This is a genomic window from Chryseobacterium sp. W4I1, from assembly GCF_030816115.1.
GTDB lineage: Bacteria > Bacteroidota > Bacteroidia > Flavobacteriales > Weeksellaceae > Chryseobacterium.
On record NZ_JAUSXQ010000001.1, the window covers coordinates 2284047 to 2307049 of the forward strand.

A 23003-nucleotide genomic window follows, 5' to 3' on the forward strand; every position below is an offset into this window, starting at 1 on the left:
GAATAATAAAGCCAACTAAGGATTTACTATTCTAATTTGCAATAAACCTAAATTAAAGGAAGTTATTTGGTAAAAATGAGTTTTGCAATTCTTGTTTAATTTGGCTTAAAAGAACCAAGTCATCTATAAAAGTGTTTGAAGATACGCTCGTCTTGGTCACCGACGACAATGTGCGCAAATTTATTTTTATATCATTCATAATCAAAAGATTAAATTATTTCAGTTTTCTATTTCAATGGTTATATTATTTATCCATAAGCCTTCTGCCTTGCTTTTTTTGTATATCCAAACTCATATTCCTGCTTCTTTTATCATTTTCGACTTCAGATATAACCCAAGAGGGTTAGCTATAATTTAACCCTGTCATTTTGTGAAGCTTGATATTCATTTTTATTATCTTTGCCCCTATTATCTCAGAAATAAGTCTGTAAAATGGAAGATGTAAATCTTTGGTTAGACCAACCGAAAAAAGATTAGTAAGAAGTTAAAATAGAGTGATTTTGTTTGAACAAAATCGTTTGGAAAGCAACCTTCATTTTTTATAAGGGATTTTATGCTTATCCATCAACGCTTTCAAGCTTATTTTTAACTTCATAAAGGACAAAAATGAATATTATTTTGTGGATAATACAGGGTCTTCTCTCTGCATTTTTTATTATGCCGGGCTATGGAAAAATTAACGGCAGCAAAGACCAACACGTCGCAGACGGTCATCTGAAACCAAACGAATCTATAATACCAATCCGAATTTTGGGCGTTCTTGAATTGTTAGGATGTATTGGCATAATAGTCCCGTGGCTTTCAAGTATCGCACCAATCCTAAGACCAATTGCAGCAGCATCTTTTTGTATAATTATGACAGCAGCAATGTTTGTTCACATTAAAAAAAAGGAATACAAAATGCTCCCAATGCTGATTATAGTATTTATACTGTCAGCAGTTGTGTCATACTTTAGGTTTGATGAATTAGCCTAGCAATAATCCCTGACCAATAATAACACCAGCAGCAGGTTATTTGTGATATTGAGCAAGATAGAAGTACCATAACACGTGGCTTCCGTCTTGCTTATTCAGCTAATTATCACCATTTTATTTGCAGACAACTTTCTAAATACGATTCATAGCAGACTTCTGTGTGTTGAGGCTAAAATGTGTACTTTTTATTTGTAATCTTATGTTGATTATTGTGATCAGAAAAATAAAATAATAGAAAATCGCTTGTTTTCAATTAATTATGTGTACATTTGTAAAATAATCAGGCTTCTGCCACGCTTCTTCTGAAACTTCGAGTTCACAACTCCTATATCAGTCTTCGCTTTTCAGCCGCTAATTTTTGTCCTCAATATAACAGGTGCAGTACCATTACATCTTGATATTCTCAAGATTCTAAAAAATACCCCTCATTTCTTGTTCACAAATCGATTTATTACTGTTTTGATGTAATTTCAATTCAGTGATGGCAATAGCCAAAAAATAATTTTTTAGTAATACAATAATTTAATACAATGCAACAAGGAACAGTAAAATTCTTTAACGATGCCAAAGGATTTGGTTTTATTACACCTTCAAATGGTGGTCAGGATGTTTTCGTACATAATTCAGGTTTAGTGGATACTATTCGTGAAAATGATGTCGTAACATTCGATTTACAAAACGGAAATAAAGGAGTTAACGCAGTTAACGTAAAAAGAGCATAAATTAAAAATGCTGTTTTGGTGTTATCATCAACAAAGTTATGGCAACAGGCAAAACAATTTATCAGTAAATACAACAATTTTAAATACAATACAATGCAACAAGGAACAGTAAAATTCTTTAACGATGCCAAAGGATTTGGTTTCATTACACCTTCAAATGGTGGTCAGGATGTTTTCGTACATAACTCAGGTTTAGTGGATACTATTCGTGAAAATGATATCGTAACATTCGATTTACAAAACGGAAATAAAGGAGTTAACGCAGTTAACGTAAAAAGAGCATAAATTAAGAGAAGCTTAAAAAGCTTTTCTCAATAGAATATTAGCAGAGAACTATAATCGTTCTCTGCTATTTTTTGTTTACTACCGAAAATAGTTGCACTTTGAAATGTTATTATTGTTTTTCAGGTTAATTCTATTTTAAAATTTATATATCAAAGCATTTATTATTATACAATTTCAAAATAAGTCAATAGTATGACAATATTGATATTTACAACAATACAATTTTTAGTATTTTGCTGGGATATTTTTAACATCCGGATAAAATCATCAATACTTATTTTAACCTTCCCTATTTAAATATTAAATTGCACCTACGATAAAAAACTATGGACAAATACAGTTTTTTGGAAATAGCAGCATTTATAGGAATATTTTTGGTGCTATTTCTTGTCTTATTTTTATTGACGGTAAAAACCAAGCACAAACTTGCAAATTGGCTTCTTGCTTTTTTTCTTTTTACAAATGCCGTAGATGCTTGTAAATTTTTGATGCGTGATTTTCCTGTTAATTTCATCAACCTCGAGGCTTTCCGTTGGAGTATTAACTATTTGGTTCCGGCATCATTTTATTTCTATGTATTATCTGTTTGTTACTCCAACTTTCGATTAAAGCCAAAACATTTATTGCACACGATTCCCTTTGTTGCTTACAATTTGCTTCTAATGTGGGGAATCTATTTTGTAGATAGAGCCTCGAAAGTACATTTTATCAATGGCATGAATGACATGCCTCTAATGCATTTTTTTTATTTTCTTTTCGAATTTCTATTTCAAGTTTATTTTATTGCTTCATTTCTGGTTATTAGAAAGTCCAAAACCGTCTACCTAGAGAATTATACGAACCCCAATATTTCCGTACTTAACGCACTATATAAAATAACAATTCTCTATTATGTTTTACATTTTATAGTCCTTATGAGATGGCTGGTTACTTTTATTTTTGGGTTGGGCGAAATCCGGGCCTGGATAGTAACTCTTGATGGGTTTGCCTTTTTATTTTGTACGTGTTGGTATTTATTTGCTGCGTTAAACAATCCTGAATTTTTCCGAGGAGTAAATTCCGATTTAAAGCCAATTACAGAAGTTGTTCCGAAACAAAAATCTTCTCCTGTAATTGATGACGAAAAAAATAAGCAAATCCTAGCTTTAAAAGAATTAATGATTAAAAAAGAACCCTATCTCGATTCTTCATTAACGATTCAGGATTTGGCAGAACAATTAGATATGCCCGTCAAAGATTTGTCGGCTTTAATTAATCTGTATATGAATAAGCATTTTTTTGATTTCATTAATGAATATCGGATCGAAAAAGCGAAGGAAATATTGAAAGATCCTTTGCAAAAAGAACTCACTATTTTAGAGATTCTTTACCAAGTCGGTTTCAATTCCAAATCGTCGTTTAGTACTTCTTTTAAAAAATATACCGGAACAACTCCAACAGATTTTAGAAAAAATCCAAATTAATCTATTCTTTTTCTAAGAAATAGGTTCGACTTTTTTTAATCGGTCGCGTACTGAAGTTTTTTAAAGCATCTTTGCTGAAAGTTTTTTTAAAAATATAATCTCAATGAAGAACAAGTTTTTCTTATTATTAACAACTGTTTTATTGACAAATACACTTTCTGCCCAAGGGTTAAATAAACCCAAAGAAACAAAGAAGATACCTCAAAATTCGGCTGAACAAAAATCAGAAATCAATCAAATTGATTCCTTGATGATGAAATCTTACGAAAGAGGTTTATTCAATGGGAACGTCCTTGTCGTTAAAAACAATACGATTGTTTATAAAAAATCATTCGGTTTTACCGATGAAACGAAACAAACTCTTTTAACTGATCAATCAATATTTAACCCAGGCTCTATTGCCAAGGAGTTTAATGCGGTTTCTATCATGATTTTAGTGGAGCGTGGTCTTCTTACTCTGGATGACCCGATTTCCAAATTTGATTTGGGATTGCCGAAATGGTCGGAGAAAGTCACCATACGCCATCTGATTAATTATGCCAGTGGTATTCCTCGAATAGAGTCAGGTTTAACTATCATTAATGATGAAGGCGCTTGGAATATTTTGAGAAACAACGATACCTTACTTTTTGAACCAGGAACCGGCTACAGGTATGATAATGGGAATGTCTTTTTACAAAGAAGAATCATTGAAAAGGTAACTGGAGTATCATTTCAAGAATTTGTTACTAAAAATATAATTAAACCGTTGAAAATGACCAATTCGGTATTTGATCCAACATTTGGTTATAAAAACCGTACGTCTTGTTATGATTTTGACAATGTCCGATGCCCGGAAATGCAATTTATTAGTGGATGGCTTTGGGTAGACATCAATGATCTCTATAAATGGATTGAAGCGATGAATTCTAATCGCTTAATTTCCAAAGAATCCTTTCAAACGCTGTTGAATAATCCATATGCAAAAGACGAAGGTGGATCACTTGGCAGATACTTAGAAAAAGATGAATTACAGAGACACAATGGGATTTCTTATAAATTTGAATCCATTTTTTTAAACGATTTTAAAAATAATATTACAATAATTCTGATGTCCAATAATCTCAATAGAGTTTGGGATTTAGGGTATACTATTCACAACTTAATGTTAGGAAAAGAGTATGAAATCCCTAGAAAATCTGTTTATCAAGCGATAAGAAAGGAATCTCCAAATGACATCAATAAAGCTATAGAGACTTACTATTCACTCAAAGAAAATTCTAAAAATGAATATAGCTTTGAAAACCCGGGTGAACTGAATAAATTAGGATATGAGTTATTAAGACTTGGAAAAATCAATGAATCAATAGCAATATTCAAATTGGCCACAAAAGAATTTTCTAAAGATGCTAATGGATTCGATAGTCTGGGAGAAGCCTATTTTACAAATAAGCAATACGATTTAGCATTAGAGAGTTATAAAAAAGCAATCAGTCTTGGTGGAACCAACGGCAATGCAGAAAAAATGATCGAAAAAATTGAGAAAGAAATGGGGAAGTAAATTTTCAAATCAAATTTTAAACAAAAAATCCCGTATTAACGGGATTTTAGTTTCTTTTATTTACATTTATTTGATTTCTACAGGAACTGAGATTTTGTCCCAATCCATGGTGAAGCCATTACTGTTTATTTTATACACTAAAGTTTCCTGTGTTGCCGGTAAAGCCTTTGTTTTTACATCCACACGTAAGGCATCTTTTGCTTCTTCGTACTTATAAGCACCCCACTGTTTTGGCTCTTTGTTAAAAATCGCAGTCCAGGTTCCGCTTTGTTTAGGAATTAAGAAAAAGCTGTATTTACCTGCAGGAAGTTTTTTACCCTGAACGGTAATGTCTTTATCCGTTTCGAAAGTAGTTGCTTCATTGGCACCTGCACGCCAAACTTTATCATAAGCTTCCAAACCACCCCAGATGGTACGCCCTTTAACAGAAGGACTGCTATAGGCTATGGTAATGGTTGCATCTTTAATTTTCCCCGTAGCAGTAGCCGGAGGGCTGGCAGGTTTTTTAGTTTCCTGTGCAAAGGCATTTACTGAAATCGTCATTGCAGCAAAAACTACAGCAACAGTTTTAATCATTGTTTTCATAATATTTTTGTTTGTATGTTTATTTTGTTTGTTTACGAATTTACTGCTTTCTGCTTATAAAACAATAAACCAATTGCCGAAAATATAATGACGGCCACCGCCCCGATTACGTTAAGCCAAAGGAAAGAAACGATATCGAATTGATAAACGGCAATAACCGTAATTTCTGATAAAATGGCAGCAATAAACACATTGGAGCCGGTAATCTTTTTATAGTAAAAGGCAACCAGAAAAATTCCCAATATTGGGCCGTAGAAAAGAGAACCCAATACATTAACAGCTTCAATAAGGGAACCCATTTGAGTAGCAAACATAGCTACACCGATGGAGAAGATCCCCCAGGCTAAAGTGTGCAGGCGACTGTACTTCAATTCGGTTGCATCATCTAGAGTTTCTTTTTTAAATATCAAATGAACATCTTTCAGTGAGCAGGCGGCAAGGGAATTCAACGCTGCGGAAATTGAACCCCAACTGGCTAGAAAAATGACAGCAAACAGTAAACCGATCATCCCTACAGGCAAGGTGTTTTTCACAAAATACAGGAAAATATAATTGGTATCCGTTTTCTCTGCATTATAGTTTGAGTGATTGATCGCTTCCTCTACCCTGCCGTGAAGTTCTTTTACCTCGGTTTGTGTGTTTTTAAAATCCTGAATTGTTTTATTAAGCTGGGGAGAATGAGTTTCTTTTAACTTTAGAATTTCTTTTGATTCTGCATTAAATTTTATTTGCAGATTCTGATGTTCTTTTTCAAAAACCGCAGCCTGTTCAGGTTGTGTTTCCTTTAAATGTTGGTAAGAGCGTTCGTTAAAATAAATCGGAGCCGGTTTTAGAGAAAAGAAGGCGAAAAGCAAAGCACCGATGAGAAGAATAGAAAACTGCATCGGAATTTTAACCAATCCGTTCAACAGCAAGCCCATTTTTGCGTTGGTATTGTCTTTCGCTGTAATATACCTCCCAACCTGACTCTGGTCAGTCCCGAAGTAAGAAAGTGCCAGAAAAAAACCACCAATTAGCCCGCTCCAAATATTGTATTTATCTTTCCAATCGAATTCCGTGGTGATTACATTGAGCTTTCCGGATTTTCCCGCCAGATAAAGCGCATCCTTAAAACCAATTCCATTCGGCATATTCTGAATAAGCAGATACCCTGCAAAAGCCATGGTTCCCAGAATAATAAGAAACTGTAACTTTTGGGTGTGAGCGATTGCTTTTGCACCGCCAACATAGGTATAAATCAACAGAATACCACCTGTTAAAACATTGGTTAAATAAATATTCCAGTTTAAAACGCTTGATAAGATGATACTCGGAGCGTAGATGCTGATTCCCGTTGATAAGCCTCTCGAAAAAAGAAAAAGCAGTGAAGTGAGCACCCTTGTTTTTTTATCAAAACGGTTTTCTAAATATTCATAAGCAGTATAAACATTTAAGCGCTGAAAAATCGGGATAAAGGTGATACAGATCACAATCATCGCCAAAGGCAAGCCAAAGTAATACTGCACGAAACGCATGCCGTCTGTATATGCCTGACCCGGTGCTGAAAGAAAAGTAATGGCACTTGCCTGCGTCGCCATAATACCGATCAGCACAATATACCAGGGCATTTTATTATCTGCTTTCAGGTAGGATGCGTTGCTTTTTTGGCCACGACCGATGAATACACCGTAAACAACCACTGCAAACAGTGTAAAAATAAGAACTGTCCAATCTATCGTACTCATGCCCAGAATTTAGTAAACAAATAATAAAATGCGATCTGTAATACCAGTGCAACTGCTAATAATATATACCAGATATTCCAATTTTTAAGTGGTTTGTTCATCAGTTTTTCTGTGCAGATAAAAAGTTTAAAAATAAACGTGCCGCCCCAACATTTCCCGTAGGCAGCTGTCTGAAAAATGACAACGGAGTATAAATGAAATTACCCTTCCCGTATTGGGCATATAAAGTTGAGCCCTGAAGAGAATCTTCACCTGTATCGTGCATTTCAAAAAGCGGTTCGTATGCTGCATCCCATTTCTCAGGGAAATAAGCACCACGCTCCTGAACCCAACCTTTAAAATCATCCGCAGTAATTTTATTCGGAAAGTTCAGTAATTTATGATTTGGATTTAAAAACGTAACCGCAGCATTTTCTTCAGTAACCCGCTTATTGGCAATGCTGAAATTGTACATTCCCAATTGGTCAACGGTTGTATCCTGATTGGTGTTATACTGCATCACCAGATTACCCCCGGCTTTCACATAAGACCATAAGAAAGGCATCCAGCGGCCCAACTTTTTCTCCGTGTTATTGGCACGAATACCCAATATGATGGCATCATATTGCGATAGCTTGTTTTGACTGTTGTTTCCGCCAGATTCATCTATGTTGCCATAAAAATCTTCATCTTTCAAAACATCTACCTGAATACCTGCAATCCGTAGAAACTCAGGAATGAAATCCCCTGCTCCTTCTATGTAACCCACTTTTTTAACCTTCGTCTGAATATCACCTTTCATTACGGTTACCGTGGCGGGTGCAAAATATTGTAAGGAAGGTAAATGCGGATACTGAATTAATATTTGTTTTTTATTATACGTTACTCCATCAGCAATAAAATTGGCATCCAGTTGCAAACGAGTCGCATTTATTGTGGCAAGCTTAGCTTTTGGAATAACGTAATCGATGGTAACATCTTTCCCGTTGAGCGAACTTACACCAGCACCACCTAACCGTTCCCCGCTATACATCAGGTTTACTTTACCATTACTGATTTTTTTGCTGGAATTAACCTTTACATTTAAACTCAAATGTAAATCTTCATTTTCTTTGACTAAATAAAGAGGTTGTGTAAATTTCAGTTCCAATGCAGGAACAATGCGCAAGGCTTCGACCACATCACCCCGCACCGGATCTAATTTCTTGAAAGATAAAGGAATTTTAACCTGAAAAATTTCAGAACCGATTTTTAAACCAACCCAAACATTCAATGGTGATTCTGCCTCAGGCAAACCGATTAAAGTATCATTCGGAACAAAGAAAGTTGCTGCGTTCGTGGGAGACTTTGCCAACCAGTAAGGTTCTGTGAGTGTTGCATCAGCAGGAATCTGAATGTCATGCTGAATGGTAATTAAAGAATCTTTTGATAGCTTTCTGTTGAAGCTTTCTGACTGACTTAACCATTGTACATTGTCTAAAACGACAGGATTTTCAGCCCTTGAAATCAAATTTAATCTGAAATTGTAATGATCCCCGGCAACCGCTTCAGCCTGATTGGTCACTACCTCGCCCATAAACCCAGCACAGCTTACAATAATATGGTCGAGAGATTTAATTTTATCCTTTTTAAGGTCTGAATCATTTAGCGCCATGACCTTTTTTCGCAAAGCAAGCAAAGCAGGTAAACTGAGGTCTGGATTATTGAAATTGAAAGCTGAAATAATTTTATCTAATGATTGGTCAATATCAGCGTTTCCTTTTGCGGTCCAGGTTTTAGCTACGCCGTCAAAAAGTGTTGCTTTTGCAGGCTCGCCAGTAACGTGGGCAAAATATTCTGTTCTGATCCCGGCTACAGACTGTGTTCCTGCACCCTGGCTTTTATGTAAACTTCTGCTTAATCCTGCCAATTCACCATAGCCCATTCCCAATTGCGCATCATATTGCCCAACGGTAACTTTCAGTTGATTTTCAGCTGTCGTATTGACCCCACCAAATCGGAAAGTGTTCCACAATACGCGTTTTGGCTGCCATGCATTAACATATTTCAGTTGATCCGGGAAAGCCGTTTTATCACCTGCCAGCTTAAAAGCTTTTTCAGCAACCACGGCCGAAGCCGCATGTTGTCCGTGGCCTGCCGCAGCAGTAGGAGGAAAACGACAAATGATCACATCAGGACGGAATTGACGGATGACCCAAACCACATCCGCTATAATGCTATTTTCGTCCCATTGCTTAAAGGTATCGGTGGTATTTTTAGAGAACCCGAAATCAATTGCCCGGGTAAAAAACTGTCGGGCACCGTCTAACTTTCTTGCCTCTAAAAGTTCATGCGTTCTGATTAAACCCAATGCAGCACCCTGCTCTGTGCCTAATAAATTCTGACCACCATCACCTCTGGTTAAAGACAAATAGCCTGTTTCTACATTTTGGTCGTTGATTAACCAGGAAAGCAATCCTGTATTCTCATCATCGGGATGGGCCGCAAGGTATAAAACTTTAGGCAGCTGTTTAAGTGTTTTGAGTTCACGGTAAATTTCAGATGATTTTGATGGCCGAACCTGCTGGGCCGAACAAAAAACCGTATAAAATCCAAGGATACATACAGTGCTTACTTTTTTAAACATTTAATTTTACTTTGCAGGGCAAATATAAGTAAATCATCTTTCTTTCAACCTCAAAAGAAAAAGCACTTACTCATTCCAAACATTCTATTATATTCTGCGTAAAATCTTGTGTGATGGTGAAGATCAACTATGCCAAGTTCGTTTGTCTTTAATGCTTAGAATTACATTGCAAGAAACTTTATCTACAAGATAATTTATCTAATAAAAATTAAGCTTTGTAAATAAATCATATTTTTCGATGATTTTTTGATTAAAAAAATTAACGCAAAGTTTATTAATAATTCTGCTTTATTTTAAGTTAGCAAAGTGATGCGACTTTGTCGCTGATGAAGCGGTCTGTTTCACATAGGCTTCGACGAATCAACTCCGTTGATTCTATCCTTTGCTTTCTTACAATCAACAGTTTTAAAAATGAAAACTTTGCGTCAGAAAAACACATCATCAGTACACGAATCATCTTTATCAATACCTCCCAACCTTTATTTACAAACAATCTTCTTATCCTGAATTGGTTTCAGCTATCTTCTTTTCTTTCCTTCTTTGAAGTATAAGGTGCGCAGCATCCAGCATTTTAATTGTATGAATGTAGGGCATAACGATATTCCTTTCCGGTAGATTTTCATAGACGCCCATTGAGAAATAGACGATTCCGGACATAAAATAATCAAATTCTTTGATGCTGTATTCTCTGAATGCTTTTTTGAAAACCAACAGAGGATTCCGGTATTCCTTATCCGAAAGCAGGCCAAGAACCCACGGGAAAATCTTTTCCGGTTGACTATCGACAATCCATTTCCTTTCCTTCAGCATGATGAGATATCCTGCCCGGATCAGCGACCTCATCGAATGGTAAAACTCAAAGATAACCGCCGGATCTTCATGGATCCAACTATTCCTCTTTACCGCATAATTCATCAAATTGCTGAGCCTTTCTTTGGAAACATCCAGCTCATTGAACTGAAAGAAAGTTTCCATCAGCTGCAAGCCGGAACGCTTTTTACCTGCCAAAAACCGGGGAGCAAAATCTGTTTTTATCTTTTTCATTGTTTGTATTTTTAGAATGCATAAAACCACCAGCCTACCGATGTACGCTGAGTTCTATTGTAAATGATGAATAGAAATAAAATCTGTGTTCCCGTGAAAGCCCTGAAGCCGCAATGGATTGTACACTCCATTGTATCCTATCATGATACTTTATGTGGTGAAGCGGCTTAGAAAAAGATGATTGTAGAAAAACAGAACGGCATGAAATAAAAAACGGCATGAGACTCTACAATATCCGATCTGAGGTACTGGTATACCTTACGTACAGATAAGAGAGCCCACGCCTAGGTCGTGAGCTTCCTGCTTATCGTCTCGTACGTTTAAAAATTACCAGTTTTCAGATCGAGATTCTAAGCAATAGCTTCTATTATTCTTTGAAGTATCGCAAAATTACTTTAATAAGTAATCTTTTCCAAATATATATAAAATCACACTGTAAACCAAATGGATTACAAAAGTTTTTATCAAATATTCTAAAATTGTTGAATGAGCCTTAGCAAAGACGATATTGAACTTAGAAATAAGATAACTCAAAGATTAATTGATCTGAGAAAGTCTACCGGATTAAATCAAAGCGATTTCGCCAAACTTCACGATATCGACAGACAACAAGTCAACAGATGGGAAAGTTTTGAAAGTGAACGAGGAGTTACCATTTACACCATAAATAGATTCTGTATACTTTTAAAAATTACAATACAAGATTTTTTTAATGATCCATTATTCAAATAAATCCTGACGAAAGTTGGGATTTTTTTTGTGACAGATTTTTCAAAATCTTTAAGAAATTCCGTGAAAATACTGATTGAAAATTTTAAGAGGGTTTTTATTTTTGTTGTTTACAGTAAATTAAAATTATTATCGATACAATACACTTAAATATGGAAAAAAAATTCAGAAATATACTTATAGGACTTTCAATATTTACGCTTTTATTATTTTTAATAGATTCATATTTTGATATTTCCAATTTGGAAAAAGATCAAAATATAATCTTCGATTCTGATAAATTGCAACAGTACGTTCGAGGATTGGCACTTTCTTTATTAATCCTTATTATTACAATAGCTATTATTGAAATTTATATTAGAAATCTTCAAGAAATTAAAAGAAGAGAAGAAAGTACCGCACAATTAAATAAAGCTATAAAACTATTAGTATTATCATTAAAGGCTTATCAAAAAAAATTATATTTTTTGTTATATGATGACTCAAGAAAAGACATAATAAATTACTCTCCAAATTTTCCTTTTAAATATCTGGCAAATATTTTTGATAAAAATATTAATTTAAGCAGCACCTTTTTAATTAAAACTAGGCTAAAGGATTATAATTATGCTTATAATCAATTTAAATCTGAACTTTGGTCAGTTTATTTAAATAGCAATCTACCAACAGATAGTAATTTATATGTTATTTTAAACGAATTAGTAGACAATTTAGAAGAGAATGAAAACTTCGAAAGCCTAATCGATTATTCTCAAAGTCCTAAACTTCAAGAATTTACTTTAAACTTAGTTCGTGAATCGAAAATCAAGATGGAGGTAACAGCTAGCAATGCGCTGAATCCATATATCTATCTATATAAATCCATCAATTCTATTTTAAATTTCAAGGAAAAATTGAAAGGATTATAATCTAATAGATAAAACTGTTTTTATTCCTTAACTCTCTGAAGTCTCCTAACTTACGGAAAACCGTAAATTAAACTAAAATATTATTCATATAATTGTTTTCTTAACTATTAATTATGGATAAAAAAATTTACATGCCTATACTAAAAGGCAAAAAAGGAGAATTTGATGCATTAAAAATGTTAAAAGAAGATGTTCAATCCGTCATTCTACCTCTTATTGAAGTTCCTGCAATTCCATGGGATTTTGTGAATGAAAAAGAAGCATCTTCTATAGACAAACAAATCTCCTCAACTGTTAAAAGTATTACATCTTCTTGGGATCCCCAAAATGAGATTTTAATTGATACAAATAGCTTGGATGAAAACTTTGATGCAGCAAGAAAAACAATTAATGTATTAACAGAAGCATTAATTGAAGAAGGATATTTACCTATTCCTGTTATTCATATTAGTGCAACTGACGAAGTTTTATCTAATTTAATATATCAGGATTTTGTATGTATTAGAATTAGTTTTGAAGACCAAGAAGCTTTTGATATTAATGATGAAATTGATAGAATAAAAAAAGTTTTAAATAGCGATTTATCAGATATTATATTGTTATTGGATATGAATTATCTGTCTCCAGAAAATGGTTTAATGGGGCAAATGTCTTCAAAAGCATTAGTTAATTCAATACAAAATATAGATAATTTTAAAGACTTTTATTTTGCTGCAACCAGTTTTCCAATTAACTTAAGTGGATGTAAAACTAATTCAGTTACTGAGATTGAAAGAATTGAAGTTTTAATTCATGAATACTTTAGGGCCAATGGTTCAAAATTAAATAGAATGCCTAAATTTTCTGACTATTGTATTTCTAATCCTGATGTTCTAGAAATGGACCCTAGATTAATGACAATAGGCGCATCAGTTAGATACACCGGAGAAAATCATTGGTATATTTTTAAAGGATCATCAATTAAAAAGCACGGTTCGGAACAATACTATAAATTATGTGCTGACATAGTTGCATCACAAGTTTACAGAGGTGAAGTATTCTCTTGGGGGGATGAGCAAATACATAATAAATCAACTAGAAATGGGGGACCAGGCAATCCTACAATATGGAGACAAATTGGCACTAACCATCATATTACTTTAGTTATTGATCAGCTTTCCAAGTAGTTCGAGATTTAAGATAAAAACGTACATTATCTTTTATAACATCTAAAGCTAACATTTCAGAGATATAAGCCCAAATTTCTTTTTTGGGTTTATTTTTTATTCTTTTATCCAAACCATAAGTATCTATAAGCTCTGAAAGCTCTTCTTTCCATAACAATTGAAGCAATGAATACCCCGAAATGTGTTTATTAGGCTTCGCTTTTCTTCTTTGATAAACCTTTATCTCATCGCTTTTTTCTTCAACTTCTATTATGCCCCACCACTTTGGAACATAATCTTTAATTACCGGAGCAAACTTTTTAGATGTAACAATATTTAGAAAGTCGAAAACTTTGTTATATTCAAGAATTTGTTTCTCCAATCTTCTTAAAGTATCATGATCCGACTTTATTTCATACCCCATCATACATCCATTAATAACAGCAATATCAATTATAGAACTACCCAAATTAAGCCCCATTTCATCAATAACTTTTGTATCAAGTTCTTCGAAATGGGTCCGAAATTCAATTTCTTTTATGGCTGTTCTTATTTTAAGATCATTCATGGTTGAACAAATATACTGTAAAAAGTTTGCAAAAATAATAATTTAGCTAAAATGAATAATTATTTTCTAAAGTTTTCTGGCTTTAGAGTTTGTATATTTGATCTCATAGATAATTTTTTAATATGTGGATAAAAGAAAAACCAACACATTTATTCGAATCTGGAAGAGCTAAAGCAAACTTTTTATATAATAAAGATAAAATCTATGTAATGGACAATCATCTGTGTGCAACATGGTGCTGGCTACAGAAAGCTGATAGTAAAAAAACTTATAATTTTGTACATATTGATAGACATAATGACCTTTTATCCCCAAGTCCATCAATAAAAGCAGACTTACTAAAAAACAATATAGATCTTTGCAAAATCACATTTGAAGAATATCTTAATCTTAATGAAAATGATCCTGAAGAACACAATATAAAAGTAAAACTCTTCCGTTGGGACAATTATATTTTAAATTTAGAAGAAGTTTATCCAGACTTTTTTGGAACTAAATATTTTATAACAAAAGAGGCATATCCAGATAGTGAGTTTATTGATTTTGAGTTCAGAATAGATGAATTTGTCAAAAATTTTGATTTGTGGCTGAAAGACTCTAAAAATGGCTGGATCATTAATTTAGACATTGATTTCTTCTACTCTGAACATAAAGGCATATATAAAGTATATTCGGATGAACTTGTCAAAAAGATTGCAACTATATTGTTGGAAAATATAGATAAGATTGATGTTATAACCATTGCATTGAGTCCAGAATGTTGTGGCGGGTGGAAAAATGCTTTTGAAACGATGAAAATTTTTAATGACATAATGGAATTGGATATGCAAATTTAAAATTCACTACCTTACTCCCTTGCTTTCTGAAGTCTTCCAACTTCAAAGCAAGTTCAAAAAGAATAATCTCATTTTATAGCTCAAACCCGGGAGACTTCCTACACCAAAGCACAATATTTAAAAAATGATGATGGACCATCATTTCTCTTTATCACTTATATCCTATTTTTGTAAAAAAACTAATGGACAAATTAAGTTTTCTGGAAGTTATTGCTGCGATGGCTGTTTTTGTATCGCTGCTGCTTGCCGTATTTGTTAACGGTAAAAACAGAAAGAAAACTGGAAAACAGATTATTTGCAGCGTTCCACCTGTATAGTGATATACATGTAAACTGAAAATAAATTTACGATGGTTTAATGGGATCAAAGAAATGACGGAAAAACATTGTAATTAAATCCTTAGCTTTCTTCAATGGTCAATAGCTTTACAGCAAGTTCATTTAAAAATGATAAAAAAAACTTAAAAAGTACCGGTATTACTATCAATTCACATGAAAGAGGTATATTTAAAAAATAATTACCATGAGATGCCCCGGCAGATCTTTACAACAACTTTTATAAAAAATTGATCTACACAACACTTTTAAATATTGCGATTTTCCAGGGAATCATCTTAGGCTTAGTTATTTTAAAATCTTCCCTATTCAATAGTAAATCAAATAAGTATTTAGCGTACTTACTGTTTGCACTTTCCATGGTTTTACTGAATTATGTTTTTGAACTTGAAGGTGCATTTAAGTCCTATCCTTTGCTGTGTTTTCTGGACTATATTGAGTGGATATTTTTACTGCCCGTTTTCATCTTCCAGTTTATAATAAACCGAATTGATGATACCGTAAAGAACAGACAAAAAACTTATTTGTATTACATTCCGTTTGTCTATTCCTCTACTTTTGTTATTCTATACCATCTTAATGATATTTTAGGAATTTATAAAATCGCAGGCTCAGGCATTTTCATACTCAATATACTTAGACTGATTCAGCTTTTATTTGCCTTTATCATCATCCTTTTTCCACCTTTTTACTCTTATTTTATGATAAGGCATTTAAAAGACCCACAAGAGAAAAAATGGGTCATTACCTTATTAACGACGCTCTATTTATTATTATCTACCTGGCTAATTACGTATATGACCGGCTTCTTTTTTGGAATAGACATTTCCTCTACCATGAGTGTACTGGCTTTATCGGCTACATTTATCATGCATTGGACAGCCTATATAGGCATTTACAAATACAAGCTTGCCAAAAACAAAGATGCTGTCTACCATTTTCTAAATAATGATTCAGCTGTTTTGTCTCCCAATCTGCCAATTGTAGAAGATAGTATACCACAAGAGTATAAAGAATCTATCACGGCAGATAATCTTTATTTTCAAAAACTGGAACTTCTCTGCAAAGATGAGCACATTTATACCGACAGTACATTGAACAGGGAAAAAGTAGCTGAAAAACTAGGCATAAGCGCAGGATATGTTTCACAAATTGTAAACACGATAACAGGAGACAATTTTGCCCACTACATCAATCAATACCGGGTGGAAGCTGTGAAGGAAATGATATCGGATCCGGAATATGAAAACTATACGTTGCTGACGATGGGACTAGAATCCGGGTTTACTTCAAAAACAACTTTTTATAAAGCTTTTAAAAAAGTAACCGGTCAAACACCCAATGAATACAAAAATACCAGCAAATAGGTACCATTTTCTTCAGTTTTAAGCTTTTGAAACCCGTTATAATTTGAATTATTTGAGTTTTGCACTTCAATAATTCAAATTAACTTTTTTATGAAAAAAACCTTTTTACTACTCATCATGTTGTTTGCTTTTTATTCTGTCAAAGCTCAAAATGAAAATGGAACTGATGCAAATCCTTATCAGAAAAACAATGAAATTAGATTAAATTTAATCGCGCCATTAGCCGGTGCTGTGGAAGCAGGTTTTGAACGGCATCTCAGCAAAAACTCATCACTCGGAATTTCTGCATTTTTCGTTTATGATAATTCAGAAAATGAGGATCTGAATTACTACATTTCCCCATATTACAGGTATTATTTTGGAAAAAAATATGCTTCCGGCTTTTTTGTCGAAGGATTTGGAGCGTTCACTTCCATTGATGGGAAAAAAATATACGCAGCGGACAACGTGACATTCACTGAAAACAAAGATGTGTATGATGTCGCATTGGGTGCCGGCCTTGGCTGGAAGCTGGTTACCAAAAAAGGATTAGTTTTTGAAGCCAATGCAGGCTATGGAAGGCTATTGTTCAATGCAGCCAAAACAGATCATGACATAGTTGCAAAATTTGGTTTGAGCATGGGCTACCGGTTTTAATATCAAATATTCCTAAAGCAAAACAAGGATTTTTTGTGGCAGGTAAGGAAAGAATAAAATCCCAACTCTTGTCGGGATTTTATTCATTTTTTCAGTTTACGATCACTTTATTTTCTTAAATACAATGCCTGAGAGATTAGCTCCGGATAATTCAAATTCGGCGATGTTATTATTTTTATCATACTTGAAATCAAGCTGTCCAAAATATTCTGTTGTCGAGTAAAAACTCGCAGGTTTTAATGGAAACAATTCAATATCGCCATTTAGTGGATGCCTGGCTATCAACCGATTGTTCTCAATAAGTAATTGATAGATCGTATTAAATTCTTCATTTCTATAAAACCCAACCATTTTATTCAAGACCATTTTATCTGCCTTGGGAGGATTCAGTGTTACTTTTTTTGCGGTATAGGTAAAATCAGCAATTCTAAGCTTAACAGATCCGTTATTGAAGGTTAAACTTGCAGTAGGAAATAGAATTAATCTTAAATTTATTATCACCAATTACCTGTAAGAGCTCTTTACCTTTATGGTTATAGGTACCTAGATAAAGATCTTTCCCTTCCGTTGATATTTCAAGATAATTTCCGGGATTAAGCTCATAAACTCCTCCAAATTGTTTGAGCTCTGACGGAGCATAACTTGTTTTTTGAGGCTTAACAGGAATTTTTTCTTGATCTTTAAGAAAGAAATCAACCAACTGATAAGCAATGAGCAAGCCGTCAAAACCTTGCCCATTCCCCAGCATTACAACAGAAAACTGTTGCGAAGGAACGTGAAGGATATAGGTACGATAGCCAACAGTACCACCCCCGTGAAATACAATATCCAAACCTTTATATTTTTCAGTTTGCAGACCCAGTCCATATTCGATGTTTTTTCCATAGTTTAACACGGTATTCTTTTGCATTGTATTATAAAGCGCACGGCTTCCCTGTATAGGATTTTGAAAATTAGCTGCCCATTTGCAAAGATCAACCAGCGTAGCATAAATATTGGATGAGCCACTTACCATTTGCCCGATAGGAAGTTTTACGAAAGTGCTGCCTTTTGGCTGATAGGATTCTGCCTTATTTGGAATAATTTTATCCGGATCATCTATTGCCAAGGTGTTGTTCATATGCAAGGGATTAAGAACATATTCCTTTGCTATTTGGCTGAAATCCTTTTTATAAACCCTGCGAAGAATTTCAGCAAGCAATGTAAAACCAGTGTTATTATATTGATAGTGCTCTCCCGGAGGAAAATTTACTCTTTTAATTTGCAAAAGGGTATGTACTGCTTCAGTATTGTTTACTTTAAATTCATCACCAAAGCCCTGCAATTTCTTAATTTCACTAAAATTCGGTAATCCATGGGTATGATTGGCTAACTGCCGAATTGTAATTTTATAGGGAAGATGGCTCAGTTCCGTTAGATAAACCCTGATATCGTCATCTAATGATAACTTTCCTTCCTGTTCTGCCAAAAGGGCAATAAATGCGGTAAACTGCTTAGAAACAGATGCAATATTAAAAGCCGTAGAATCTGTTATTGGGGTTTTACTTTCGAGGTTGGCCAGCCCATAAGTTCTCTTATAGATTACTTTTCCACCTTTTATAATGGCAACAGCCATACCCGGAGTGTTCTCATGTTTATATGTATTCCATAAAGAGTCTGCCCGGCTGATCGGATTTTTTTGATTGGATTGTCCGGAATATAATCCAAAACTAAATACAGAAAAAAGGAACAAGGTCCATTTGATTTTTAGCTTCATTTTATTAATTTTTAATGATGAAGCAAATCTGGAATTTTGTACTGATAAAAATATCCGGGTATCGGAAATCGAACTGTTTTTTTATATTAAATCAGTCCGACTTTAAGTCGAACGCTATTAAACCATTGATTTTCTGTAATCTGTAGGCGTTAAGTTGGTCTCTTTTTTAAATGCGGTATAAAATGAAGATTTTGAGTTGAAGCCCACTTCGTACAATACCTCCAGTACGGTTAATTGAGACTGCTCTTTTAGAAGCGTTTTTGCATCATTAATTCTAAACTCATTGATAAAATCGAAAAAATGTTTTCCAGTATGCTGATTGATCAATAATGATAGTTGCTTTTCTGGTAAATTAAATTGTTCTGCCAATTTCTGCAATGTCAGCTTATCGTCTAAATAAGGCTTTTCAGTTTCCATAAATTGCAGTAAATTTTTCAATTGTGAAGGTTCCTCCTTCAATTCATTCACCGGCTTTACAGGAACCAGGTCTTTATTGATACCAGCAAACAAATTCGGGCGATATAAGGCGTTCAGCACAAACCAGCTGATTACAAATAATACAAACAGGGATGTGAAGGTGTATAAATAGGCATGAACCGGGCTGCTTTCGTCTACAAAGCCCCTGATGAGCACAAAGAAATTTCCAATTAAAAAAAGAACAGTAGTTTGCATCAGCCATTTATAAGTAAGGTGATGATTACTGGAATAATTTTCCTGATATAATTTTCTAAAGTTCCTTAGTGTCAGGAATACAGCAATGATATAACAGTAATATTGAACAATGGAAAAACTATCAAACACTCTGTAATTCTGTTTTGAAATTCCTGAGATACTGAAAAAAATAAGAAAGAATAAAAAAGGAAGCGTATGTAAAAGATGCTTCTTATGAAATTTGAAATTGTAATAGCAAGCAGAATTGACATATAAATAATAGAGCGGCATTTGCAGTAATACACTGGCCAGTTTCCCTCCTTTGATTATTCTAGAATCTGGTGGTGATATAAACAAACCGGAAAAATCTATCACCGATACTAATAGAAAAGCAGCAAATAAATAATCCGGTATTTTTCTTTTAGATTTTGCCGTAATCAGAAAAACACTTAACAGTAAAAACAAGAAAAATATAATCTTACCTAAATCGTTGATTAATGACATATTTTAATTTGTGTATTACAAAACTACAATTATAACTTCTTTTTAGTAATTTAAGCTGGATAAACTTTAGCTTCTATGTAAGTAAAATCAAACGTCAACTGTCAAACAAAAGAAAACTCCCATAAACACAGGAGTTTTCTTTTATTATCGAAATATTTAAAATTATCTGATCAATAAGCATTCTCTTTCAAAAATGCATCGATTTCAGAACTTTCTATTTTAGGATTTGCACCGGAGTAACTTGCGACCAAAGCACCGACGGCACTGGCAAAATTAAGAGCTTCATCAGGATTTTGATCTGAAAGCAGTTTCGCAATCAGGCTGGCCAAGAAAGAATCTCCTGCTCCTACTGTATCTGCTACTTTCACAGGATAACCTTCGTGTCTGTACAATTGATTATTCCACAGCAGGATAGAACCATGTTTTCCTAGCGTTACACAGATTGCAGGCGTGTTTGTTTTTTCTGATATAAACTTGATATTTGATTCCAGATCCTCGGATTCAAATCCCATTCCGGCAGCAATTTCCAATATTTCCTCATCATTAAATTTGATAAAATCTGCCCTGTTCATAAGCTTTTCCAGAAGCTGAATATTGTAAAACGGCTTTCTTAGATTCACATCAAAAACTTTAAACATTTTATCATTGGAATCTAATATGGAGAAAAGCGTCTTTTGAGAAACGTCATTTCTGCAGGCAAGACTTCCATAGAAAAAAACATCCGCCTCTTTTACGGTATCCATTATTTTTTCATCAACACTGATAAAATCCCATGCAGAAGGAAATTTTATCTCATATGTTGCAGAACCACGTTCATTTAAGGAGACCTGAACAATGCCTGTATCATATTCCGAAGAAACAATGATTCCGGAAGTTTCAAGAGCATTTTCTTTGGTGTAATCCAGAATTACCTTTCCGTCTTCATCATTTCCTACCGCACTGATCATTGCAACAGGAAATCCGTAAGATACCGTTCTGAGAGCCAGATTGAGTGGTGCTCCGCCAATTTTCTTCTCTTCTCCAAAAACATCGAAAAGGACTTCTCCAAAACTTATTACATTAATTTTTCTTATTGATAAACATTAATTGGGATTTTTGATATTGATATTACTGAATGAACTCTCTGAAGAACTAAAAATACTCCATTTTTTATTAACGATATTATAAATTCTATTGGTAAATGCTATTTTATCATTGATATAGATCACACAAACATCGTTGCTTATGGAAGCCGTTACAGTATATGATGTCCCTGAAACCGAACTTAATGAATAAAAATTCATAAGATCTTCCGAACCGGAATTCATTACATAAGCTGCGATCCTCTTATTTGCAGGTTCAAATGCAATTTTAACTCCGCTTCCGGCATCGGTATCCTGTGCCAGAATAATTCCTGCTTTTCCTGCAGATACATTCAAGGTAAAGGTAATCTGATTGGCTTTCTGAAGCTTCGAAAAAGTGACCTGAGAATTGGCGGATAAATTAAAGTTATTGCCATTCTGAGATGCATTTCCAGTGATTTTATCAACTGATAACGGAGTATTTTGACCAAATACAGATGGTAATCCTGAAACCGGTTTCACAGCCAGTGTTCCGTCCGAATTCTGAACCAGTCTGTGAGCAACAATATTTCCTGCCCAGTCTTTTCCACCGGTATTATTTTCAGGAGTTTTTCTTGCGGTCCATCCTACTAAATAGCGGTTTGTATTATCTGAAACCGTTTTGGCTGCATAGAGATAAGAGCCGTCAAAACGGTCATTCTGAGGCGTAGTCCAAGGTCCGTTTGGTGAAGTCGAAATGCGGTAATGCGTTCCGGTATTGCTGCTCCAGTTTTCAGAAAAAACAAGATACCAATAATTGCCCATTTTGAAAAGATCCGGACATTCCAGCATAATATAATTTTCGGAAGAGTTGGTTGTATAAATCGGATTTTCTACGGTCCAGTTTCCTGTTGACGGATTGGTAGTAGTAAATTTAAGTACAACTGCTTTCTTGTCAGAGGTCTGAGCAGAAACCAGCATCCAGTATTTTCCGTCTTCAGAATTAAAGAAAACATGCGGGTCACGGAATTCATAATCATAATATCCTGCCGGAGCAGTGATTTTAAAATTCTTGACCTTCGTCCAGTTTTTCATATCTGTACTTGTTGCTAACAGAACGCTCTCCCGTGGATTGCCAGAAAGGAACGAAGCTACTTCATTATGACCGGTGTAATAGTAATAATAGGTATTTCCTACCTTTACAAGGCTTCCCGTTCCCACTCCAAAATCGGCTTCTGATGATGTTCCGTAAGAAATCTGTCTTCCATGATAAGTAAAATCTGTAAAATTACTGGTCTCGAAGCTATGAATATCGTGAAATCCCTCTCCTGCGGGTTTTGTTTTTGCATCGTGGAGAAAGAAAAGATGGAACTTTCCGTTTTCATAATAAGGCATTACATCGCCTGCATAGCCTTCCGTATAATAGGGATTGTTCTCTCCCATCCACTGATTGGGCGGCTGCGGAAAAATGTTGGTTTTGCTGTAAATATCTTCCGGATTAACCTCCGTATCCGAATCGTGATTCTGACAGGAGAATGTTGCCAGCGCAAGTACGGCTGCTACATATATTTTTTTAATTGACATG

At 34.3% G+C, this 23003-nt stretch carries 22 protein-coding genes; 12 read left to right on the top strand and 10 right to left on the bottom strand.

What is annotated here, in order from left to right; all coding sequences use genetic code 11:
* The first annotated feature begins 606 nt into the window (after positions 1-606).
* From QF044_RS10665 to QF044_RS10685, 5 genes are all read left to right on the top strand, one after another.
* On the top strand, positions 607-975 hold the full coding sequence (locus tag QF044_RS10665; RefSeq protein ID WP_307266816.1) for a DoxX family protein: 369 nt from the start codon (positions 607-609) through the stop codon (positions 973-975).
* A 530-nt stretch (positions 976-1505) separates the two neighbouring features.
* Entirely contained in the window at positions 1506-1697 is a 192-nt protein-coding gene (locus QF044_RS10670; protein WP_307266819.1) for a cold-shock protein, read from the top strand.
* 93 nt (positions 1698-1790) lie between these two features.
* Positions 1791-1982 (top strand): cold-shock protein, encoded by a 192-nt coding sequence (locus tag QF044_RS10675; protein ID WP_307266821.1) that lies wholly within the window; start codon positions 1791-1793, stop codon positions 1980-1982.
* Positions 1983-2308: 326 nt separating this feature from the next.
* A complete protein-coding gene (locus QF044_RS10680; RefSeq protein ID WP_307266823.1) occupies positions 2309-3445 on the top strand; it encodes an AraC family transcriptional regulator in 1137 nt (378 codons plus the stop codon).
* Between the two features lie 103 nt (positions 3446-3548).
* Entirely contained in the window at positions 3549-4985 is a 1437-nt protein-coding gene (locus tag QF044_RS10685; protein WP_307266825.1) for a serine hydrolase domain-containing protein, read from the top strand.
* A gap of 66 nt (positions 4986-5051) precedes the next feature.
* Here QF044_RS10685 and QF044_RS10690 read toward each other — a convergent pair whose 3' ends face one another.
* The 4 genes from QF044_RS10690 to QF044_RS10705 all read right to left on the bottom strand — a co-directional run bounded on the left by QF044_RS10690 (position 5052) and on the right by QF044_RS10705 (position 10943).
* The gene (locus QF044_RS10690; RefSeq protein WP_307266827.1) at positions 5052-5570 is read right to left on the bottom strand and encodes a DUF2911 domain-containing protein; all 519 of its coding nucleotides are present in this window, start codon (positions 5568-5570) and stop codon (positions 5052-5054) included.
* Between the two features lie 32 nt (positions 5571-5602).
* Positions 5603-7294 carry a sodium:solute symporter gene (locus QF044_RS10695; protein ID WP_307266830.1) on the bottom strand — a complete coding sequence of 564 codons (1692 nt, stop codon included), beginning with the start codon at positions 7292-7294 and terminating at the stop codon, positions 5603-5605.
* Positions 7295-7394: 100 nt separating this feature from the next.
* On the bottom strand, positions 7395-9899 hold the full coding sequence (locus QF044_RS10700) for a PIG-L family deacetylase (RefSeq protein WP_307266833.1): 2505 nt from the start codon (positions 9897-9899) through the stop codon (positions 7395-7397).
* Between the two features lie 498 nt (positions 9900-10397).
* On the bottom strand, positions 10398-10943 hold the full coding sequence (locus tag QF044_RS10705; protein WP_307266837.1) for a hypothetical protein: 546 nt from the start codon (positions 10941-10943) through the stop codon (positions 10398-10400).
* A gap of 486 nt (positions 10944-11429) precedes the next feature.
* Between QF044_RS10705 and QF044_RS10710 the strand changes: the two genes are divergently transcribed.
* The 3 genes from QF044_RS10710 (at position 11430) to QF044_RS10720 (ending at position 13746) form a co-directional block, all read left to right on the top strand.
* Positions 11430-11675: a helix-turn-helix transcriptional regulator gene (locus tag QF044_RS10710; RefSeq protein ID WP_307266839.1), complete on the top strand. Its 246-nt coding sequence runs from the start codon at positions 11430-11432 to the stop codon at positions 11673-11675.
* Positions 11676-11824: 149 nt separating this feature from the next.
* The gene (locus QF044_RS10715) at positions 11825-12580 is read left to right on the top strand and encodes a hypothetical protein (RefSeq protein ID WP_307266841.1); all 756 of its coding nucleotides are present in this window, start codon (positions 11825-11827) and stop codon (positions 12578-12580) included.
* A 113-nt stretch (positions 12581-12693) separates the two neighbouring features.
* Positions 12694-13746: a beta family protein gene (locus QF044_RS10720; RefSeq protein WP_307266843.1), complete on the top strand. Its 1053-nt coding sequence runs from the start codon at positions 12694-12696 to the stop codon at positions 13744-13746.
* Here the strand turns inward: QF044_RS10720 and QF044_RS10725 are convergent.
* The gene (locus tag QF044_RS10725; RefSeq protein WP_307266845.1) at positions 13724-14293 is read right to left on the bottom strand and encodes a sce7726 family protein; all 570 of its coding nucleotides are present in this window, start codon (positions 14291-14293) and stop codon (positions 13724-13726) included. The two genes, QF044_RS10720 and QF044_RS10725, sit on opposite strands and share 23 nt — an antisense overlap.
* Before the next feature lie 122 nt (positions 14294-14415).
* On the opposite strand from QF044_RS10725, the gene QF044_RS10730 reads away from it, so the two are divergent.
* The 4 genes from QF044_RS10730 to QF044_RS10745 all read left to right on the top strand — a co-directional run bounded on the left by QF044_RS10730 (position 14416) and on the right by QF044_RS10745 (position 17467).
* A complete protein-coding gene (locus QF044_RS10730; protein ID WP_307266847.1) occupies positions 14416-15129 on the top strand; it encodes a UPF0489 family protein in 714 nt (237 codons plus the stop codon).
* Between the two features lie 182 nt (positions 15130-15311).
* Positions 15312-15446 carry a hypothetical protein gene (locus QF044_RS10735; RefSeq protein WP_307266849.1) on the top strand — a complete coding sequence of 45 codons (135 nt, stop codon included), beginning with the start codon at positions 15312-15314 and terminating at the stop codon, positions 15444-15446.
* A 248-nt stretch (positions 15447-15694) separates the two neighbouring features.
* Entirely contained in the window at positions 15695-16831 is a 1137-nt protein-coding gene (locus tag QF044_RS10740) for an AraC family transcriptional regulator (RefSeq protein ID WP_307266852.1), read from the top strand.
* A 90-nt stretch (positions 16832-16921) separates the two neighbouring features.
* Complete coding sequence (locus tag QF044_RS10745) at positions 16922-17467, top strand: DUF3575 domain-containing protein (protein ID WP_307266855.1); 546 nt, start codon at positions 16922-16924, stop codon at positions 17465-17467.
* 102 nt (positions 17468-17569) lie between these two features.
* Here the strand turns inward: QF044_RS10745 and QF044_RS10750 are convergent, their stop codons facing one another.
* The 5 genes from QF044_RS10750 to QF044_RS10770 form a co-directional block, all read right to left on the bottom strand.
* On the bottom strand, positions 17570-17968 hold the full coding sequence (locus QF044_RS10750) for a hypothetical protein (RefSeq protein WP_307266857.1): 399 nt from the start codon (positions 17966-17968) through the stop codon (positions 17570-17572).
* On the bottom strand, positions 17913-19223 hold the full coding sequence (locus tag QF044_RS10755; protein WP_307266860.1) for a serine hydrolase: 1311 nt from the start codon (positions 19221-19223) through the stop codon (positions 17913-17915). The genes QF044_RS10750 and QF044_RS10755 overlap by 56 nt, the downstream gene beginning before the upstream one ends.
* Positions 19224-19340: 117 nt before the next feature.
* Positions 19341-20378, bottom strand: coding sequence for an AraC family transcriptional regulator (locus QF044_RS10760; RefSeq protein WP_307266862.1), 1038 nt, complete (start codon positions 20376-20378; stop codon positions 19341-19343).
* Positions 20379-20548: 170 nt separating this feature from the next.
* Positions 20549-21451, bottom strand: a complete 903-nt coding sequence (locus QF044_RS10765; protein ID WP_307271997.1) for a carbohydrate kinase — start codon at positions 21449-21451, stop codon at positions 20549-20551.
* Between the two features lie 9 nt (positions 21452-21460).
* A complete protein-coding gene (locus QF044_RS10770) occupies positions 21461-23002 on the bottom strand; it encodes a glycoside hydrolase family 32 protein (protein WP_307266863.1) in 1542 nt (513 codons plus the stop codon).
* Position 23003 lies beyond the last annotated feature (1 nt).

Bases quoted from the DNA above. Each gene is read 5' to 3' on its own strand.
- QF044_RS10700 (WP_307266833.1), bottom strand. From the start codon at position 9,899: ATGTTTAAAAAAGTAAGCACTGTATGTATCCTTGGATTTTATACGGTT.
- QF044_RS10675 (WP_307266821.1), top strand. From the start codon at position 1,791: ATGCAACAAGGAACAGTAAAATTCTTTAACGATGCCAAAGGATTTGGT.
- QF044_RS10715 (WP_307266841.1), top strand. From the start codon at position 11,825: ATGGAAAAAAAATTCAGAAATATACTTATAGGACTTTCAATATTTACG.
- QF044_RS10665 (WP_307266816.1), top strand. From the start codon at position 607: ATGAATATTATTTTGTGGATAATACAGGGTCTTCTCTCTGCATTTTTT.
- QF044_RS10735 (WP_307266849.1), top strand. From the start codon at position 15,312: ATGGACAAATTAAGTTTTCTGGAAGTTATTGCTGCGATGGCTGTTTTT.
- QF044_RS10685 (WP_307266825.1), top strand. From the start codon at position 3,549: ATGAAGAACAAGTTTTTCTTATTATTAACAACTGTTTTATTGACAAAT.
- QF044_RS10745 (WP_307266855.1), top strand. From the start codon at position 16,922: ATGAAAAAAACCTTTTTACTACTCATCATGTTGTTTGCTTTTTATTCT.
- QF044_RS10730 (WP_307266847.1), top strand. From the start codon at position 14,416: ATGTGGATAAAAGAAAAACCAACACATTTATTCGAATCTGGAAGAGCT.
- QF044_RS10710 (WP_307266839.1), top strand. From the start codon at position 11,430: ATGAGCCTTAGCAAAGACGATATTGAACTTAGAAATAAGATAACTCAA.
- QF044_RS10690 (WP_307266827.1), bottom strand. From the start codon at position 5,570: ATGAAAACAATGATTAAAACTGTTGCTGTAGTTTTTGCTGCAATGACG.
- QF044_RS10725 (WP_307266845.1), bottom strand. From the start codon at position 14,293: ATGAATGATCTTAAAATAAGAACAGCCATAAAAGAAATTGAATTTCGG.
- QF044_RS10755 (WP_307266860.1), bottom strand. From the start codon at position 19,223: ATGAAGCTAAAAATCAAATGGACCTTGTTCCTTTTTTCTGTATTTAGT.
- QF044_RS10680 (WP_307266823.1), top strand. From the start codon at position 2,309: ATGGACAAATACAGTTTTTTGGAAATAGCAGCATTTATAGGAATATTT.
- QF044_RS10670 (WP_307266819.1), top strand. From the start codon at position 1,506: ATGCAACAAGGAACAGTAAAATTCTTTAACGATGCCAAAGGATTTGGT.
- QF044_RS10770 (WP_307266863.1), bottom strand. From the start codon at position 23,002: ATGTCAATTAAAAAAATATATGTAGCAGCCGTACTTGCGCTGGCAACA.
- QF044_RS10760 (WP_307266862.1), bottom strand. From the start codon at position 20,378: ATGTCATTAATCAACGATTTAGGTAAGATTATATTTTTCTTGTTTTTA.
- QF044_RS10720 (WP_307266843.1), top strand. From the start codon at position 12,694: ATGGATAAAAAAATTTACATGCCTATACTAAAAGGCAAAAAAGGAGAA.
- QF044_RS10695 (WP_307266830.1), bottom strand. From the start codon at position 7,294: ATGAGTACGATAGATTGGACAGTTCTTATTTTTACACTGTTTGCAGTG.
- QF044_RS10705 (WP_307266837.1), bottom strand. From the start codon at position 10,943: ATGAAAAAGATAAAAACAGATTTTGCTCCCCGGTTTTTGGCAGGTAAA.